Genomic DNA, 17,285 nt, shown 5'->3' with positions numbered 1-17,285 from the left:
CCGTGGCGAAAGCTTTTGACAGATGTCATCGATCTGGCGTACTGTACCGATCAGTCGGTACGAATGAGAGCCCGGCATACGGCCGGCCGCAACAACCCGATCCATGACGAAGACCTATGAGACGCGACGCCTTGCCGCTTTGGCAACCCGGTCCCGACGAACTTGCCGACTCGCATCTTGCGCGGTTCGCGCGGGCGAACGGTTTCGATCCCGGGGACTACGACACGCTGCACCGCTGGTCGATCAGCGATCTCGACGGCTTCTGGAATGCGCTGTGGGATTACGCGGGTGTGATCGGCGAGCGTGGCGCCGTCGCGCTGCAGCGCGACGGCGATAGCGAGATGTTCGGCGCGCGCTGGTATCCGCACGCATTGCTGAACTTCGCGGAGAATCTGCTCGTCGGCAGCGACGACCGTCCGGCGCTGATCGAAGCGAACGAATCCGGTATCACGCGGCGGGTCACGATGGGAGAACTGCGCTGCCTCGTTGCGCAGGCGCAGCATGGCTTGAGGCGCCTCGGCGTCACGCCCGGCGACTGCGTGGCGGGCATTTTGCCGAACAACGTCGATGCGCTCGTCGCGCTGCTCGCAACCGCCTCGCTCGGGGCGATCTGGGCGTCGTGCTCGCCCGACTTCGGCGCGCCGGGCATCATCGACCGCGTCGGACAGGTGCATCCGAAAGTGCTGGTGGCCGCGCGCTCGTACGTGTACAACGGCAAGCACTTTTCGATCGACGACAACCTGCGCGCCGTGCTGGCTGGCATGCCGGGCGTCGGGCATCTGGTGGTGACCGGAAACGACGCCGGTCCGGCCGGCGACGGCACTGTCCCGACGCTCACGTGGAACGAACTCTGCGCGGGGCAGCACGGACCGCTGACGTTCGAGCGCGTGCCGTTCTCTCATCCGCTCTACGTGATGTTCACGTCCGGCACCACCGGTCTGCCGAAAGGCATCGTGCATACGACGGGCGGCGTGCTGCTCCAGCATCGCAAGGAACATCTGTTGCACGCGGACGTGCGGCCTGGCGACGTGATGAGCTGGTACACCAACACCGCGTGGATGATGTACCACTGGTTGGTTTCCGGTCTCGCGAGTCACGCGGCGCTGGTGCTGTACGACGGTGCACCGGTCGTCAAAAGTGCGGATGGTGCGGCGGGTCTCGACTACGGCGTACTGTGGCGCGTTGCCGAAGCTGCCGGGACCACGCATTTCGGCACGAGTCCGCGCTACCTGGGCTCGCTCGCGGAAGGCGGCTACGAACCCGGGCGGCAGCACGATCTCGGCCGCCTGCGCAGCGTACTGTCCGCGGGCGCGCCGGTCGCGCCCGAGCAGTTCGACTGGCTCTATCGTGCGGTGAAGCACGACATGATGTTCGCGTCGATTTCCGGCGGCACCGAAATCATCGGCTGCTTCGTGCTGGGTTCGCCGCTGCATCCGGTGTATCGCGGCGAGATCGCGTGCAAGGGGCTCGGGCTCGCTGTCGACGTGCTCGACGATCGCGGCGCTTCCGTGATTGGCCGCAAGGGCGATCTCGTCTGCACGCAGCCGTTTCCCAGCGCGCCGCTCACGTTCTGGGGCGAGAACGGCGATGCGCGCTATCGCGCTGCGTATTTCGAAGCGCGTCCCGGCATCTGGACCCACGGCGATCTGGCCGAGCAGACGGTGCACGGCGCGGTCGTCATCTACGGCCGGACCGATACGACGTTGAAACCCGGTGGTGTGCGCATCGGCACTGCGGAGATTTATCGCGTGATCGACACGCAGCCGGAGATTCAGGATTGCCTGGTGTTCGGCCGTCCTGCGGGCGACGATGAGGAAATCGTGCTGTGCGTCGTGATGAAGGAGGGCCTGACGCTCGACGCCACGCTGGCCGATCGCCTGCGCGCGGAAGTGCGCCGCAAGGCTTCGCCGCGTCATGTGCCGCGCCATATCCATCAGGTGAAAGCCGTGCCGTATACGATCAACGGCAAGCGCGTAGAAGGCGCGGCGCGTTCGGTCGTGGCCGGCGTGCCGGTGAAGAACCTCGGCTCGCTCGCCAATCCGGAGTGCCTGGGCGAATACGCGGCGCTGTATGCGAAGGAGCCGGCATGAACCGACGCTCGATGGGCGCCATCGCCGGCATCGGCGAGCTGAAGCCGGTACGCCGTACCGAAGGCGCGACCACGCTGCAGTTCATCGCCGACGCGGTGCGCCTTGCCGTGGAAGATGCCGGTCTGGAGAAGGACGCGATCGATGGCCTGCTGGTCGGGCCGCAGGTGGGCGAGACGCCGCAGCACGTACCGGCAACGGTGGCCGAATACCTCGGCATCGAGCCGCGCATGTCGAACGTGGTCGATCTGGGCGGCGCGAGCGGCGCGGGCATGCTGTGGCGCGCGGCTGCCGCGATCGAGATGGGGATGTGCGAAGCGGTGGTGTGCGTGCTCGCGAACGTACGCGAAGCCACGCCGCCCCGTTCGCCGAATCGCAATCCGATCCGCGAGTTCGACGTGCCGTTCGGCGCGTCCGGCGCGAACATTTCCTACGCGCTGCCGATGCAGCGCCATATGTCCGAATACGGTTCGACGCCGCAGCAGTTCGCACGCATCGCGTCGATCGCGCGGCAGAACGCGCAGCTCAATCCCAACGCGATCTTCTACGGACAGCCCGCGACGGTCGACGAGGTGCTCGCGTCACCCCTCATCGCGAGCCCTCTGCATCTGTTCGAGATCGTGATGCCGGTGGCCGGCGGCGCGGCCGTGGTGGTGACGAGCGCCGAACGCGCGCGCTCGCTCCGGCACCCGCCGGTGCATCTGCTTGGCGCCGGCGAGAAGATCACGCATCGCGCGATCAGTCAGATGAAAGTGCTGACCACCGGGCCGCTGAAGCCTTCGATGGAGCAGGCGCTCGCCCGCGCCGGGCTGGCGGCGAACGACATGAGTCTGCTGTCGCTGTACGACTGCTACACGATCATGGTTGCGCTGACGCTCGAAGACGCGGGCCTGTGCGCGCCGGGTCAGTTCGGCCTGTGGATGGACGAACACCGCTTCGGACACGACGGCGACTTCCCGCTCAACACGCACGGCGGTCAGCTCGGCTGCGGTCAGCCCGACCTCGCGGGCGGGATGACGCACGTCGTCGAAGCGGTGCGGCAACTGCGCCATGAAGCCGGCGCGCGGCAGATCCGCAATGCGCAGACGGCGCTCGTCACCGGCAACGGCGCGACCGTCAGCGAAGCGACCGCACTCGTACTCGGAGCCGACTCATGATCGACGTATTCACTACGCTCAAGGTGCCGGGCCCGATTCCGACGGCGATCAGCGAGCCGTTCTGGGCCGCCGTGCGACGCGGCGAATTCGTGCTGCAGCGTTGCGAAGACTGCGGCCGCCGGGTGTTCTATCCGCGCGCGCACTGCCCGCATTGCTGGGGCTCGCGTCTCGTGTGGCATGCCGCGAGCGGCCGCGGTGCCGTAAAGAGTTTTTCGGCGATTCATCGGCCGGGCCATTTTGCGTGGGCGGAAGCCGCGCCTTATGTGGTGGCGCTGATCGAACTCGACGAGGGGCCGACGATGCTGTCGCAACTGCTGCTCGCGAATCCCGGGGACGCGGCAGTCGGCATGCGCGTGACGATGCGGCCGGTGGAGATCGGCGAGTTCGTGCTGCCGTTCTTCGCACCCGATGCGGTGAAAGCCCACGCCGACGAAACCTGACCTGAGGATGCCGACATGATTTCGAATGCCCTTCAGGACGCATGGCTGCTGGACGGCGTGCGGACGCCGTTCGGCAAATACCGTGGCGTGCTCGCGTCGCTCGATTCGCTGCAGCTGGGCGAGCGCGCGATTCGCGCACTGATCGCGCGCTATCCCGAGGCGAACACGCCGGATGCCGCGCTGTTCGGATGCGTCGTGCAGGCCGGGCTGGGCCAGAATCCCGCGCGCATTGCCGCCACGCGCGCTGGCGTCGACCCGGTAGCGCCCGCGCTCACGCTCAATGCCGTCTGTCTCGCGAGTCTCGAAGCGGTATGCGATGCAACGCGGCGGATCCGCGGCGGCGAAGGTCATCGCTACCTGGTCGGCGGCTTCGACTCCATGACGCGAGCGCCTTCGATCGTGCCGGGAGAATTGGGTCCGCCTCACGCGTCGCCGCGCAGTGCGCTCGAGAGTGACGGCTTGCGCTGCGCGCTGTCGGGCGAATCGATGGGCGTGCTGTCGGAAGCCTGCAACCGCGAACTCGGCATCGGCCGCGAGGAGCAGGACGAATGGGCGGTGATGTCGCAGCAGCGCGCGGCGCGCAGCGCGGCATTTCGTGAGGAGCACGAAATCGCGCCCATCGAAACGCCGGAGGGCGTGGTGACGTCGGACCAGGGCATTCGTACCGATACGACGCTCGCGAAAGTGTCGGCGCTCAAGGCGGCATTCGGCGACGACGGCACGATTACCGCGGCCAACGCATCGCAGATGTCGGATGGCGGCAGCGCGGGTCTGGTTGTCAGCACAGCGGAACTTGAGCGCGCGGGGCGCATGCCGCTCGCACGTATCGTCGACTGGGGCTGGGTTGCCGGCCCGGACGCGACGCTGCATCTGAAACCCGCGAACGCGATTCGCCTGCTGTTGCGCAGGCAGAACCTGCGCACGAGCGATATCGACCTCTACGAAATCAACGAAGCATTCGCGGGTGTCGCGATTGCGTCGGCCCGTGAGCTGGGTTTATCCGCGGACGCGGTCAACGTGAATGGCGGTGCAATCGCGATCGGACATCCGCTTGGCGCGTCGGGCTTTCGTTTGCTGCTCACGCTCGCTCTCGAAATGAAACGCAGGAACGTGCGGCGCGGCATTGCCTCGCTCTGCGGCGGAGGCGGGCAGGGCATGGCTGTGCTGATCGAGAACGCTGCATTCAAACCATCGCGTGCATGACAGGCACGCAACAGGAGGAAATATGAGCGACATCAATGGCTGGACCCAAACCCTGAGCGGTATGCCTGCCGTCGGCGCGAGCGCAGAACGGAAGAAAACGATGTCGATGCGCGACATCGAGCTTTTCACCGAAATCACCGGTGACCGCAATCCGCTGCACTACGACGAGGCGCTCGCGCGCGAGTCGATGTTCGGCGGGCTGATCGTGCAGGGCGGTGTGACGTCCGGCATGCTTAATGCGATCGTCGCAGAAGACCTGCCGGGTCCGGGCTCGGTGTTTCTCGGCATGGAGCTGAAATTCTCGAAAGCGGTGTTCGTCGGCGATACGGTCACGGGCCGCGTCGAAGTGAAGACGGTTCGCGAGGACAAGCCGATCTGCACGATCGCCGTCAGCGTGACGAACCAGAAGGGCGACGTTTGCCTGAGCGGCACCGCGACCACCTACACGACACCACTCAAGCGCGACTGAGCGTGCTTCGCCTGAACACGCACGGGCCGCAAACGAAGGATTCGGGGACAAGCATGACCTGACGCAGCACACGCCTGCTCAATATTCAAGGAGACGACGATGACGGCACGCGCCGCGGATGGACACGCGCTGAGCGCGCAGGCAGTGAAGGTGGAGCACCGCAAGGTGGCGTTTGCGAGCCTGATCGGCACGGCGATCGAGTGGTACGACTACTACCTGTACGGAACCTGCGCGGCGTTGATCTTTCCGCGCCTGTTCTTTCCGTCGATGGATGCGTGGGTCGGCACGATTGCCGCATTCGCGACCTATGCGGTGGGCTTTGCCGCGCGGCCGGTCGGCGCGGCGGTATTCGGCCACTTCGGCGATCGAATCGGGCGCAAGGCGATTCTCGTGCTGTCGTTATGGATGATGGGCGGCAGTACGATCGCAATCGGCTTTCTGCCGACCTACGCGAGCGTCGGCGCGTGGTCCGCGGTGCTGCTGAGCGTGCTGCGGCTGATTCAGGGCTTTGCAGTGGGCGGCGAATGGGGTTCGGCGGTGGTGATGGCCGTCGAGCATGCGCCGGCGAACCGGCGCGGACTGTTCGGCAGCTTTCCGCAGATCGGCGTGCCAGCGGGACTGCTGATGTCGACCGCCGTGTTCTTCGTCACGTCGACGAGCATGAGCAACGACGACCTGATGGCGTGGGGTTGGCGCATTCCGTTTATTGCGAGCATCGTCATGGTGCTGGTGGGCATGTTTATCCGGCTGCGCCTGCATGAGTCGCCGATGTTCGAGCAGATGAAGCGCCGCCGGGAAGACGTCAAGGCGCCCGCGCTGGAGGTGATGAAGACCCATCGTCGCGCGCTGTACCTGACGATCGGCATGAAGCTGCTGCAGAACGCGGTGTTCTATCTGTACAGCGTGTTCATGCTGAGCTATCTGACCGGCACGCTGAAGATGGACCGCTCGGTTGGGCTGGGCGCGATCCTGCTGTCGAGCGTGATCGGGTTCGTCACGCTGCCCGGCTGGTCGTATCTGTCTGACCTGATCGGCCGCAAGAAGGTGTACCTGTTCGGCACGATCGCATCGACGGCGTTCGTTGCGCCCTTCTTCTGGATGGCGCAGACGGGGTCGGTCGCGCTCGTTGTGACCGGCATGGTGATCGGCCTCAACGTGCTGCACGATGCGATGTACGGGCCGCAGGCGGTGTATTTCTCCGAGCTGTTCGGCACCAATGTGAGGTTGACCGGTGCGAACGTCGGCTATGCGATAGGTTCCGTGCTGTCCGGCGGCTTCGCGCCGATGATCGCGACCGCGCTGCTGAAGTACCAGAACGGCGGCACCTGGGGCATCACCGTGTATATCGTCACGCTCGGCGTCATCAGTATCGTGTGTACGCTGCTCGCGCGGGATACCTGGAAGGATCGGCTCGAACCCGGCACGCAGCACTGAGTGCAGCGTGCGATGCAGTGAAATACCGATAACGGAGCGACATGAGTGTGACCAGAACCGCAACTGAGAACGGCCCGCGCGGGCTGCTCGTCAACCGGCTCGGACCGGTGGCGACGATCTCGCTCGCACAGCTGTTCGGTACTTCGCTGTGGTTCAGCGCGAACAGCGCGGCGGGCGACCTGATGCACGCGTGGCACGCCAGTGCCGCCGACATTGGCTGGCTGACCAGCGCGGTGCAGGCGGGCTTTATCCTCGGCACGCTTGCGATGTCGTTGGGAGGCGGCGCCGACCGCTTTCGGGCAAGCTCGATCTTCGTGTGCTGCGCGTTGCTGGGAGCGCTATTCAACGCGTGTTTTGCATGGTTTGCGAGCGGCGTGGCGAGTGGGGCAGTGTTTCGCTTCTGTGTCGGCGTGTGCCTCGCGGGCATCTACCCGATGGGAATGAAACTGATCGTCGGCTGGGCGCCGGACCGCACCGGCCCGGCGCTCGCGCAGCTCGTCGCCATGCTGACGCTCGGCACGGGCCTGCCGCACGCGTTGCGCGTAGCTGGTGCGAGCCTGCCGTGGCAGCAGGTGATCGTTGCGTCGTCGGTGCTTGCGTTGATTGGTGCGTGGATGATTTACGTGCTGGGCGACGGGCAGCATCCGCGCACCGCGCCGCGCGCGAAAACCGCGACTCGCGCCAACGATGCGTCGGCCGGACCGGATGCAGTCGAAGGCGAGCCGGCGGCGAAACCTGCCGGCGTGCTCGACGTATTCCGGCTGCGTGCTTTCCGGTCGGCCGCGCTGGGCTACTTCGGCCATATGTGGGAGCTCTACGCGTTCTGGACCGTCGTGCCGCTCTTCGTCGCGCGCGCTTCGCTCGCCGCCGAGGTGCATGCGGGTGGGGTGCCGGGGCTTTCGTTCTGCATCATCGGCGTGGGTGCGCTCGGCTGCGTGGCCGGCGGTGCGTTGTCGCGGCGCATTGGCAGCGCAAAGGTCGCGGCGTTCGCGCTCGCGTTGTCGGGCGCGTGCAGCGTGGTGTTCGCGCTCGGCTGGCGTGAGCTGCCGGCAGTGGCGCTGTTTGCGCTGCTGCTCGTATGGGGCGCCGCGGTGATCGCGGATTCGCCGCAGTTCTCCGCGCTCTCGGCGCAGGCGTGTCCGCGCGAACTCGTCGGCAGCGCGCTGGCGATCCAGAATTCGATCGGCTTCGCGATCACGGTCGTCTCGATTGCGGCGACGACCGCGCTGTTCGAGCGTGTCGGACTCGACGCCGCCTGGTTGCTGCTGCCCGGTCCCGTTATCGGCCTGATTGGCTTTGCGCCTGCATTGCAGCGCGATTCCCGACCATAGGCAAGGCACTGGACTGACCGGTACAATGTGCGCAACGGCGCGCCGTACCGCTTGGTGCTGCCTTGTGCCGGACTCCGGCGGCACCGCATCGAATCCAAAGGGAATGAGAACCATGAGTACCGTCGAAAGTAGCGGCGAAACGAACCAGCGCGAGCGGATCCTGAAGGTCGCCGCGCAGCTGTTTGCCGAGCGCGGCTATCACGCGATCGGCATGACCGAACTCGGCGACGCGGTGCAACTGGGGCGCGGTGCGCTCTATCACCACATCAAGAGCAAGGAAGACCTGCTCTACGACATTTCGCGCGAATACATCTCCGACCTCGCCGACTTCGCGGAGCGGGTGGCGCGGCCGGAAAGCGATCCACGCAAGCGCATCACGATGCTCGGCAGACAACTCGTACTGAAGATCGCGTCGCATCAGGCGGAGCTGACGGTCTGTTTCCGCGAGATTCAGTCGCTGACCGAACCCCGTCATTCCGAAGTGCTCGCGCTACACGGTAAATACGAAAAGGTATGGCGTGATGCAATGATCGACGGCGCGGAACTGGGGCTGTTCCGGCCATACGATCCGATCGTGCTGAAGGGGGTGCTCGGTATGTACTTCTACAGCTATCTCTGGATGCGCACCGATGGTCGTCTGACGCCCGCGCATATCGGCGAGCGGCTCAACGAGCTCGCGCTTCGGATGCTCGACATCCGCTCGCCGGAAGACATCGCACCGTAAGGCATGGCGTCTACGCTGACGTCATGGTTTCCCCCGTGTCCGGCAAATCCGCACACGCGATGGCTGCATTTGGCTGGCTGTGCAATGTGCCGATTCGGTTCTATGTGCACGAATGGGGCGTCGATTGGTCAGCGGGGTACGTGCGCCAGGTGTTGAGTCCCGATGCCGTGTCGTCTCATTTGGGTTAATATTTAGCATCAAATGGATCTGGAGAGAATCATGGCGCAACCTGAAACCAGGGCAGCATCAACGGGTCGGTCGAAGGGGGGGCGTATTCCAGCGGCAAAGAAGGCGGCATCCGCCAAGAGGGCTGGGCCGGCGAAGAAACCCGTCGTGGCGGCAAAGCATGCCGTGCACGAACACGTGCCTGCGTCCGGTCCGAAAACGAAAAGGGTGCTCACACCGTTCGACGTGCTGGATTTCCGAAAGGCGTATGACGCATCGAGCGGCGATCGGCTCGTGGTCATCAAGCATGGGGTGCCGGCGGTAAAGGTGTACGACCTTGCATCGAAACTGAATGTTAGCCAGGACGAGATGGTGAAACGCCTCGGACTGTCGAAATCGACCGTCAGCCGGAAGGTGCACGCCGGGGACACGCTTAGCGCGGAGCAAAGTGAACGCGTGGTTGGAATGGCGAAGCTTGTCGGGCTGGTTCAGACCATCGTTGACGAATCGGGCGACGATGGCCTTGCCGGGGACTTCGATGGAGTGGTTTGGCTCGAAAAATGGCTATCGGAGCCGAATCCGGCGCTCGCTGGCGCGCTGCCGTCCACGTACCTTGACACGCGCGAAGGGCAGGAGATCCTGAGTACATTGATTCGCCAGATGCAGAGCGGGGCATACGCGTGACGGTCCGGCTCTGGCGTATCGCGACGATCACGCCTCAATATGCGGCCGACGATATGTCCGGTGGCGGCGCAAAGGCGACGGGAGGTCGGTGGAACAAGGCAGGTGTAGCCGTGCTGTACACCGCATCGAATCGGTCTCTCGCTTGCCTCGAAACGCTCGTCCACCTGGTCGCCGGCGGATTGCCTTTGAACCGGATTCTTGTTCGCTTCGACGTGCCAGACGATGTCTGGCAGGCGGCAACCACCTTCGATGCAAATGGCGCAGGGAACGTCGGCTGGGACGTGGAGCCAGCCGGCATGGTCAGTATCAATGCTGGAACGGACTGGGTGAGCAGCGGAGCAAGCGCGCTTTTAATCGTCCCATCCGCTATCGTGCCGGAGGAGATGAACGTGCTCATCAATCCCGCACATGCGGACACCGCGAAGATCACTGCGACGATGGTCCGTAGATGGACCTATGATCCGCGCCTGAAGATCTAGTCTGCAACGACGAGTCTGGAGTAAAGGCGGCCGGCAGCGCGCGACATGCGGCCCGCACGCCGACGACTCGCGCCCACGTCAATGGACCGTATCCTGCACCCGACGAAGAAGTCGTTGGCGTCTATCATCCCCGCTTTTCCGCTGTCAGAGACACGTCGCCCAAATCATGGCACTCAATTCACGCCCCATTCGCGCAGCACTTCTTCATTGTGTTGCCCAACAGTGGGTGGTGGTCGCCGTACCGAACCCGGCGTGTCGGAAAGCTTCACCGTCACGCCGTGCGTCGTATAGCGCCCGGCGACAGGGTGATCGATGTCGACGATCTGGCCGCGCGCCTGCAATTGCGGATTCTGGACGACTTCGTCGATCGTTGCGACCTTGGCGCACGGCACAGCCACCGCGTCCATGGCTTCGACCACCGCATCGGCAGTCCTGCCCTTGACCCATTCGGCCACTACCGCGTCGATGGCAAGGCCGTTGGCGAGCCGCGCATGCGCCGTGGCAAAGCGCTCGTCATCGAGCAGCCCCGGCTGTTTCATTGCACTTACCAGTCGCGGAAAAAGCGCATCGGTGCCGGCCGCGAGATACACCCATCGGCCGTCCGACGTCTGGTAGCTGTTGACCGGAGCGGTGTAGCGATCGAGGTTGCCGCAACGGGACATCGTGTTATCGAGCTGCTTCTGCTGCGGGATCGCGGTAAGCAGCAGGCTCGCTGCACTTTCGAGCAGCGTGGCCTCGACGAGTTGTCCCTTTCCGGAAGTCTGGCGGCTGTGCAGGGCGCTAAGCGTACCGATGGTCGCATAGAGCGCGGAGGTGTAGTCCACCATGAACGTACCCGCCAGCGTAGGCGGTCCATCCGACTGACCTGTCATGCTCATCAGCCCGCTCATGGCCTGCGCGATTGCGTCGAAGCAGGCACGCTTGGCGAGCGGACCAGTCTGTCCGAATCCGGAGATCCGCACCATCACGAGCCGTGGGTTCAGCGCTTGCAGCGTGTCCCAGCCGCATCCCATCTTTTCCATGGTACCGGGCCGGAAATTTTCGATCAGCACGTCTGCTTTGCTCGCGAGCTGGCGCAGCGTTTCCTGATCTTTGGGATTGCGAAAGTCCAGCGCGACGCTCCGCTTGTTGCGGTTGAACGTCATGAAATAGAGACTCTCGCCATTCATCTGCGGTAGATTTTGCCGCGTGTCTTCGCCTTTGCCCGTGCGTTCCACCTTGATCACGTCGGCGCCCATGTCCGCCAGCTGCATCGCGCACATGGGACCAGCGATGTAACGCGAGAGATCGAGTACCTTGATGCCTTCCAGCGCGCCTGCCATTCCTGATGTCTCCGGGATAGTTGATTTCGTCTATGCGATCGCGTGCAACAGGCATCGGAATGCCACCATGCCCGGGTCGTCGAGTCCGATCGAACGCTCGGCGAACATCCGGGCGCGTCCGATCCGGTTGGGCTTGCCGCGATAGGTTGCCAGCGTCGCGTCGACCGCCTCGACCGCGGCCCGGTACTGGCTGGCCCGATCGGCGTGGCCCGTGATCGCGGTCTGGACGGCGGCGAGCGGATCGAGCACGGTCTTGTCGCCGAGCGCCGCGCCGCCGCGCGCGATCAACGCGTCGAGCACGCTCTTGAGGAGCGCGGGCAGCGCATCGGGCGCGAGCGCCGCCTGACTGATGGCGGAGCGAGGGTTGTCGCTTGCTCATACGATTAATGCGTATGCCGCCGCATACCGGGCCGTGCGCGAGGCAAGAATTGATGGCCTGCTTCCCAAGGAGACGATACCGGTTTGCACCGGTATCGCTACGAACTCACTGTTCAAGGCAAGTCCACGCGCCCCCACTGTTGCCCGGAGATCACGAGACACCCGCGCTACACTGGCGTTTTCCGCTCCGGAATCCTGCAGTGCCCAAAGTGTCCACGATCCGCGATGTCGCCGAACACGCGAAGGTGTCGAAAGCCACCGTTTCCCGCTATCTGAACGGCAGTCTTACCCTTCCGCCCGAGACCGCCGAACGCATCGACGCGGCGATCGTCGCGCTCAACTACCGCCAGAACAGCCTCGCGCGGCGCCTGAGCCTCGGCAGCAGCGAAACGATCGGGCTCGCGATGCCCGATGTCGCCAACCCGTTCTTCGCTGAAATCGCGGACGAAGTGGAACTGGCCGCGTCGGAATGCGGCTACGGGCTTTCGCTGTGCATCACGCGCAATCAGCTTGAGCGCGAGTCGCTGTATGTCGGCTGGCTCGACACGCAGCATCTCGACGGCCTGATCCTCGTCTCCAACCGTCCCGACGACGGCTCGCTGCGCAACCTGATCGGCACGCGCGGCAATATCGTCATCATCGACGAAGACATCGCCGGCGCCGACGTGCCGAAGGTTTTCGTCGACAACGTCCAGGGCGGCTATCTCGCGACGCAACATCTGCTGGACGCAGGGCATCGGCGCATCGGCCACGTGAGCGGCCCACGCGGGCTTTTCACGGTGCAGGAGCGCTGCGAGGGCTACCGGCGCGCGCTGGCCGAGGCCGGCGTCCCGTTCGACGAGGCACTCGTGCGCTTCGGCTCGTACGACCGGCAGTTCGGGGCCTCGGCGCTGGCCGGGCTGCTCGAACTGCCTTCGCCGCCTACGGCGGTCTTCGCGGCGAGCGACTACCTCGTCGTCGGCATGCTCGAAACCTTGCGCGAGCGCGCGATCGGCGTGCCTGCCGATATGTCGATCGTCGGCTTCGACGACATGGAGTTCGCGAGCCTCCTGATGCCGCCAATCTCCACCCTGCGCCAGTCCGCCCGCGACCTTGGACGCAAGGCGGTCGGCATGCTGGTTGCCCGCCTCGCGGGCGACACCCCCGCCACCGTCGAGCGGCTCCCCGTGCGGCTGATCGAACGCGCTTCCGTCGCACCGCCGCGCGAGCGGTGAGCGGGTCGCCAAAAAATTTATTTTTGATGCGGTTGACAGCGTCCGGCTGTCGGCAGTAGTGTTCAGTAAACCGGTTTACAAGCATCCGGTTTGACGGCGTCATTTGCCAGCCTCGGGCGCGCGATCGACTGCGCCTGCTGAAGTTTCACCAACTGAAGCCGGGACGGCCGCAGGGGCGGCGGTCCCGCGCCTTCGGCCTGCCATGAAGGGGAAGTTGATGAGCACAGCCAGGAAGTTTAGCCGGATACTCACTACCGTTGTTCTCGCGAGCGCCGTCTCGCTGCTGGGGGCAACGGGCGCCGCGCACGCGGCCGGCAAGAAAAAGATCGCCCTCGTCCAGATCAACCAGGAGGCGCTGTTCTTTACGCAGATGGACGATGGTGCGCAGAAGGCGGCGAAGGCGGCCGGCGCCGACCTCGCGATCTTCAACTCCAACAACGATCCGAACGCGCAGAACAACGCGATCGAAACGTACATCCAGCAGAAAGTGGACGCGATTCTCGTCGTCGCGATCGACGTGAACGGCATCAAGCCCGCGATCACGGAGGCGAAGAAAGCCGGCATCCCGGTCGTGACGATCGACGCGATCGTCAACGGCGACAATGATGTGCAGGTGGGCGTGGACAACCGCAAGGTGGGTATCGACATCGGCACCTACACCGCGAACCTCATCAAGAAGTCGCTCGGCGGCAAGGCCCAGGTGGGCGTGGTGGGCGCGCTGAATTCGTACATCCAGAACGTGCGTCTCGACGGCTTCAAGGCGGGTCTCGCCGCCGCCCCCGACGCGAAGATCGTTGCCACCGTCGACGGCCAGAACGTGCAGGACCAGGCGCAGACCGCGGCCGAGAACCTGATCTCCGGCAACCCCGGTGTCCAGGTCCTCTACGCGACCGGCGAACCCGCGCTGATCGGTCTGGTCGCGGCGGTGTCGGCCCAGGGCGTGGCCGACCATGTGAAGATCGTCGGCTGGGATCTGAGCGCCCAGGCGATCAAGGGCATCGATCAGGGCTTCGTCACCGCGGTCGTCCAGCAGGACCCCGAAGGCGAGGGCAAGGCAGCCGTCAATGCGGCGCTGAATCTGATTGCGAAGCAACCGGTGGAGAAGACCATTTCGGTACCGGTGACGATCGTCACGAAGGTCAACGTCGACAAGTACCGCAGCGTGTTCAAGTAACCGGACGAGGCGCCCCGTTGCGGGGCGCGTGGCGTGGAGGAAGCGAGATGAACGATGCAGGCACGGCGGCGCCGCAGCGCGTCCGCATGCGCAACATTGCCAAGCAGTACGGAGCGATCCAGTCGCTGCGCGGCGTCAATCTGGACGTCGCGCCCGGCGAGGTGCTGGGGCTCGTCGGCGACAACGGCGCCGGCAAGTCCACGCTCTCCAAGGTGCTCTCGGGCGCCGTGATTCCGGACAGCGGCTCGATCGAGATCGACGGCCAGGCGGTCCACTTCAACGACCCGGGCGACGCGCGCGCCCATCGCATCGAGATGGTCTATCAGGATCTCTCGCTGTGCGACACCGTCGACGTGGCCGGCAACCTGTTCCTCGGCCGCGAACCGATGCGCCGCATCTGCGGCGTTCCGGTGCTCGATCACGCGAAGATGCATCGCGACGCGCGCGAAATGCTCGACGGTCTCGGCATCCGTATTCCCGACACCCGGCTCGACGTGGAGAACCTCTCGGGCGGCCAGCGCCAGGCGATCGCGATCTCGCGCGCCGTGTCGTTCGATCCGAAGGTGCTCATCATGGACGAGCCGACCGCTGCACTGGCCGTTGCCGAAGTCGAGGCCGTGCTCGATCTCGTGCGCACGGTCAGCGCGCGCGGCGTCAGCGTGATCCTGATCAGCCACCGGCTGCAGGACCTGTTTCTCGTGTGCGACCGCATTGCGGTGATGTACGAGGGCGAGGCCGTCGCGGACCGCCCGATCGGCGAAACGAACCTGCAGGAAATCGTCGATCTGATCGTCGGCCACAAGTTCACCGCGCGCTCCGCGCGCCCTCTGGCGGAGCACTGACCATGGGTATCACCGTGTCCCACTCTTCTCCCACGCCGGCTGCGCCGCGGCAGTCCCGGCTCGCGCGCCAACTGGGCCGGCATGCGGGCGTCGCCAGCATCGCGGCCTTCTTCCTCGTCTGCCTCGTCGCGTTCACGCTGTCGACCGACACCTTTCTCACGGCGGGCAACCTGCTGAACGTGCTGCGCCAGAGCGCGCCGCTCCTGATCGTCGCGACCACGATGACGCTCGTGATCACGACGGCCGGTATCGATCTGTCGGTCGGTTCGACGCTCGCCTTCGTCGGTGCGCTCGCGGCGATCGCGCTGCATGCCGGCGTGCCCGACACGCTCGTGCTGATCGGCGGCCTCGCGCTCGGCGGGCTGATCGGCCTCGTCAACGGCTACTTCATCGCGATCGCCGGCATGCCCGCGTTCATCGTGACGCTCGGCACGCTGTCGATCGTGCGCGGCGCGGCGCTGCTGATCACCCAAGGCTATTCGGTGCCCGTGGACAGCAACGGCTGGTTCGTCGATCTGGGCCGCGAATGGCTGCTGGGCCTCCCGCTGCCCGCGGTGATTGCGGTCGCGACGCTGGCGGCCGGCTGGGCCGTGCTGCGTCACACGCGCTTCGGGCGCTACATCACCGGCATCGGCACCAACGCGGAAGGCGTGCGCCGCGCGGGTGTGGACGTGCGCCGCGTGATCGTCAAGGTGTACGTACTGAGCGGCGCCTCGGCGGGGCTGGCCGGCCTCATCACGACGGCGCGCCTTGGCAGCGGGTCGTCGAACCAGGGCGTGGGCTTCGAACTCGCGGTGATCGCGGCGGTCGTGCTGGGGAGTACGAACCTGTTCGGCGGGCGCGGCACCATACTCGGCACGCTGCTCGGCGCGCTTACGATCGCCGTGCTCGGCAACGGGTTGATTCTCGTGCACGTTTCGCCGTTCTACACGCAGATCATCCAGGGGGCGATCATGCTGTTCGCGATCTGGATGAACACGCGCATTTTCTCGCCGCAGCGCCGGCGCAAGGGCTGAGCGATGACGCGATCGAAACCTTCGTTCGGGCACGTCGATCCGCTGCCGATGGGTGTCGACAGCGGCCAGGTGATGACGGTGCTGGGCCCCATTCCCGTCGCGCAGATGGGCGTCACGCTGATGCACGAGCACATCCTGATCGACGCCTCGGGCAAGTGGGTCGCGCCCGCGTGCTGCAGCCAGCGGCATATCGGCGAGCAGAAAGTGCATATCGGGATTCTCGGCGCGCTGCGCATGAACCCGCTGATGAACCGCGACAACTGCCAGTTGTTCGACGCCGACCTCGCCGCCGAGGAGCTGATGAAATTCCGCGATCTGGGCGGGCAGACGGTGGTCGATCCCACCAATCTCGGCATCGGCCGCGATCCGCTCGCGCTGCAGCGCATCGCGCGCCGCACGGGCTTGAACATCGTGATGTCGACCGGCTTCTATCTGGAGCCGTCGCATCCGGCTTGGGTGCGCGAGCGGGACGCCGACGCGCTTGCGGAGCAGTTGATCTACGAGGTGGGCGGGGCCGGGCAGAAGCCCGAGGTGATCGCCGGGCTGATCGGCGAGATCGGCGTTTCGGCGGCGTTCACGGCCGAAGAGGAGAAGTCGCTGCGCGCGGCCGCGCGCGCGAGCGCGGCGACGCGGGTGCCGTTGTCCGTGCATCTGCCGGGCTGGGTGCGGCACGGGCACCGTGTGCTCGACATCGTGGAGCAGGAGGGCGCCGACCTCTCGCATACGGTGCTGTGCCACATGAACCCGAGCCATGCGGACGTGGCCTATCAGCACGCGCTCGCGCGGCGCGGGGCATGGCTGGAGTACGACATGATCGGCATGGACTACTACTACGCGGACGAAGACGCGCAGTCGCCTTCCGACGAAGAGAACGCGCGCGCCATCCGCGCGCTGATCGACGCCGGCTTCATCGGCCGCCTGCTGCTGTCGCAGGACGTGTTCCTCAAGATGATGCTCACGCGCTACGGCGGCTACGGCTATGGCTACCTCCTCGAGCACTTCGTGCCACGGCTGCGGCGCCACGGCGTAACCGACGCGCAGATCGAAACGCTGCTCGTGACGAATCCCGCCCGGGTGTTTTCGCGCGACCGTCCAGGTTGACGCGACGCCGGGGTTGACGGCGCACCCGCGCCATTCATCGAGATGCAATCACGCAGGTGCCGACG

Annotated in this window: 17 protein-coding genes; 15 read left to right on the top strand and 2 right to left on the bottom strand. The window is 65.4% G+C overall.

Features of this window, described 5'->3' with window-relative positions; all coding sequences use genetic code 11:
- Window positions 1–116: 116 nt before the first annotated feature.
- The 10 genes from BAC01S_RS18210 (at window position 117) to BAC01S_RS18165 (ending at window position 10,173) form a co-directional block, all read left to right on the top strand.
- Window positions 117–2,090 carry an acetoacetate--CoA ligase gene (locus BAC01S_RS18210; RefSeq protein WP_027796066.1) on the top strand — a complete coding sequence of 658 codons (1,974 nt, stop codon included), beginning with the start codon at window positions 117–119 and terminating at the stop codon, window positions 2,088–2,090.
- Window positions 2,087–3,244, top strand: a complete 1,158-nt coding sequence (locus tag BAC01S_RS18205; protein WP_027796065.1) for a thiolase family protein — start codon at window positions 2,087–2,089, stop codon at window positions 3,242–3,244. The genes BAC01S_RS18210 and BAC01S_RS18205 overlap by 4 nt, the downstream gene beginning before the upstream one ends.
- Window positions 3,241–3,684 (top strand): Zn-ribbon domain-containing OB-fold protein, encoded by a 444-nt coding sequence (locus BAC01S_RS18200; RefSeq protein WP_027796064.1) that lies wholly within the window; start codon window positions 3,241–3,243, stop codon window positions 3,682–3,684. Before BAC01S_RS18205 ends, BAC01S_RS18200 begins: the two co-directional genes overlap by 4 nt.
- Before the next feature lie 15 nt (window positions 3,685–3,699).
- The gene (locus BAC01S_RS18195; RefSeq protein ID WP_043202675.1) at window positions 3,700–4,887 is read left to right on the top strand and encodes a thiolase family protein; all 1,188 of its coding nucleotides are present in this window, start codon (window positions 3,700–3,702) and stop codon (window positions 4,885–4,887) included.
- A gap of 22 nt (window positions 4,888–4,909) precedes the next feature.
- Complete coding sequence (locus tag BAC01S_RS18190; RefSeq protein WP_027796062.1) at window positions 4,910–5,356, top strand: MaoC family dehydratase; 447 nt, start codon at window positions 4,910–4,912, stop codon at window positions 5,354–5,356.
- A 99-nt stretch (window positions 5,357–5,455) separates the two neighbouring features.
- Complete coding sequence (locus tag BAC01S_RS18185) at window positions 5,456–6,790, top strand: MFS transporter (protein WP_043202673.1); 1,335 nt, start codon at window positions 5,456–5,458, stop codon at window positions 6,788–6,790.
- A gap of 41 nt (window positions 6,791–6,831) precedes the next feature.
- Window positions 6,832–8,121, top strand: a complete 1,290-nt coding sequence (locus tag BAC01S_RS18180; RefSeq protein ID WP_043202670.1) for an MFS transporter — start codon at window positions 6,832–6,834, stop codon at window positions 8,119–8,121.
- Window positions 8,122–8,233: 112 nt separating this feature from the next.
- Entirely contained in the window at window positions 8,234–8,845 is a 612-nt protein-coding gene (locus BAC01S_RS18175) for a TetR/AcrR family transcriptional regulator (RefSeq protein ID WP_027796059.1), read from the top strand.
- Window positions 8,846–9,064: 219 nt separating this feature from the next.
- Complete coding sequence (locus BAC01S_RS31710) at window positions 9,065–9,694, top strand: antitoxin Xre-like helix-turn-helix domain-containing protein (RefSeq protein ID WP_169740131.1); 630 nt, start codon at window positions 9,065–9,067, stop codon at window positions 9,692–9,694.
- The gene (locus BAC01S_RS18165) at window positions 9,691–10,173 is read left to right on the top strand and encodes an RES family NAD+ phosphorylase (RefSeq protein ID WP_027796058.1); all 483 of its coding nucleotides are present in this window, start codon (window positions 9,691–9,693) and stop codon (window positions 10,171–10,173) included. Before BAC01S_RS31710 ends, BAC01S_RS18165 begins: the two co-directional genes overlap by 4 nt.
- A gap of 173 nt (window positions 10,174–10,346) precedes the next feature.
- Here the strand turns inward: BAC01S_RS18165 and BAC01S_RS31705 are convergent, their stop codons facing one another.
- The gene (locus BAC01S_RS31705) at window positions 10,347–11,495 is read right to left on the bottom strand and encodes a CaiB/BaiF CoA transferase family protein (RefSeq protein WP_043202668.1); all 1,149 of its coding nucleotides are present in this window, start codon (window positions 11,493–11,495) and stop codon (window positions 10,347–10,349) included.
- A 30-nt stretch (window positions 11,496–11,525) separates the two neighbouring features.
- Window positions 11,526–11,846, bottom strand: coding sequence for a DAK2 domain-containing protein (locus BAC01S_RS31700; RefSeq protein ID WP_084168639.1), 321 nt, complete (start codon window positions 11,844–11,846; stop codon window positions 11,526–11,528).
- A 227-nt stretch (window positions 11,847–12,073) separates the two neighbouring features.
- On the opposite strand from BAC01S_RS31700, the gene BAC01S_RS18145 reads away from it, so the two are divergent.
- The 5 genes from BAC01S_RS18145 to BAC01S_RS18125 all read left to right on the top strand — a co-directional run bounded on the left by BAC01S_RS18145 (window position 12,074) and on the right by BAC01S_RS18125 (window position 17,220).
- Window positions 12,074–13,087, top strand: a complete 1,014-nt coding sequence (locus BAC01S_RS18145) for a LacI family DNA-binding transcriptional regulator (protein ID WP_027796057.1) — start codon at window positions 12,074–12,076, stop codon at window positions 13,085–13,087.
- Window positions 13,088–13,304: 217 nt separating this feature from the next.
- Window positions 13,305–14,261, top strand: coding sequence for a substrate-binding domain-containing protein (locus BAC01S_RS18140; protein WP_043202666.1), 957 nt, complete (start codon window positions 13,305–13,307; stop codon window positions 14,259–14,261).
- Window positions 14,262–14,308: 47 nt separating this feature from the next.
- Window positions 14,309–15,103 (top strand): ATP-binding cassette domain-containing protein, encoded by a 795-nt coding sequence (locus BAC01S_RS18135; RefSeq protein WP_043202663.1) that lies wholly within the window; start codon window positions 14,309–14,311, stop codon window positions 15,101–15,103.
- 2 nt (window positions 15,104–15,105) lie between these two features.
- Entirely contained in the window at window positions 15,106–16,119 is a 1,014-nt protein-coding gene (locus BAC01S_RS18130) for an ABC transporter permease (RefSeq protein ID WP_084168638.1), read from the top strand.
- A gap of 3 nt (window positions 16,120–16,122) precedes the next feature.
- Window positions 16,123–17,220, top strand: coding sequence for a phosphotriesterase family protein (locus tag BAC01S_RS18125; protein WP_027796053.1), 1,098 nt, complete (start codon window positions 16,123–16,125; stop codon window positions 17,218–17,220).
- Window positions 17,221–17,285: the final 65 nt, after the last annotated feature.

Source organism: Paraburkholderia acidipaludis NBRC 101816 (assembly GCF_000684975.1).
In the GTDB taxonomy this organism is placed as follows: Bacteria; Pseudomonadota; Gammaproteobacteria; order Burkholderiales; family Burkholderiaceae; genus Paraburkholderia; species Paraburkholderia acidipaludis.
The sequence above is the reverse complement of the archived record's forward strand: the minus strand, read 5'-3'. Positions and strand labels throughout refer to the sequence as shown.

Excerpts from the sequence above, each read along its gene's own strand:
- BAC01S_RS18210 (WP_027796066.1), top strand. The coding sequence starts at position 117 with ATGAGACGCGACGCCTTGCCGCTTTGGCAACCCGGTCCCGACGAACTT.
- BAC01S_RS18205 (WP_027796065.1), top strand. The coding sequence starts at position 2,087 with ATGAACCGACGCTCGATGGGCGCCATCGCCGGCATCGGCGAGCTGAAG.
- BAC01S_RS18200 (WP_027796064.1), top strand. The coding sequence starts at position 3,241 with ATGATCGACGTATTCACTACGCTCAAGGTGCCGGGCCCGATTCCGACG.
- BAC01S_RS18195 (WP_043202675.1), top strand. The coding sequence starts at position 3,700 with ATGATTTCGAATGCCCTTCAGGACGCATGGCTGCTGGACGGCGTGCGG.
- BAC01S_RS18190 (WP_027796062.1), top strand. The coding sequence starts at position 4,910 with ATGAGCGACATCAATGGCTGGACCCAAACCCTGAGCGGTATGCCTGCC.
- BAC01S_RS18185 (WP_043202673.1), top strand. The coding sequence starts at position 5,456 with ATGACGGCACGCGCCGCGGATGGACACGCGCTGAGCGCGCAGGCAGTG.
- BAC01S_RS18180 (WP_043202670.1), top strand. The coding sequence starts at position 6,832 with ATGAGTGTGACCAGAACCGCAACTGAGAACGGCCCGCGCGGGCTGCTC.
- BAC01S_RS18175 (WP_027796059.1), top strand. The coding sequence starts at position 8,234 with ATGAGTACCGTCGAAAGTAGCGGCGAAACGAACCAGCGCGAGCGGATC.
- BAC01S_RS31710 (WP_169740131.1), top strand. The coding sequence starts at position 9,065 with ATGGCGCAACCTGAAACCAGGGCAGCATCAACGGGTCGGTCGAAGGGG.
- BAC01S_RS31705 (WP_043202668.1), bottom strand. The coding sequence starts at position 11,495 with ATGGCAGGCGCGCTGGAAGGCATCAAGGTACTCGATCTCTCGCGTTAC.
- BAC01S_RS18140 (WP_043202666.1), top strand. The coding sequence starts at position 13,305 with ATGAGCACAGCCAGGAAGTTTAGCCGGATACTCACTACCGTTGTTCTC.
- BAC01S_RS18135 (WP_043202663.1), top strand. The coding sequence starts at position 14,309 with ATGAACGATGCAGGCACGGCGGCGCCGCAGCGCGTCCGCATGCGCAAC.
- BAC01S_RS18130 (WP_084168638.1), top strand. The coding sequence starts at position 15,106 with ATGGGTATCACCGTGTCCCACTCTTCTCCCACGCCGGCTGCGCCGCGG.
- BAC01S_RS18125 (WP_027796053.1), top strand. The coding sequence starts at position 16,123 with ATGACGCGATCGAAACCTTCGTTCGGGCACGTCGATCCGCTGCCGATG.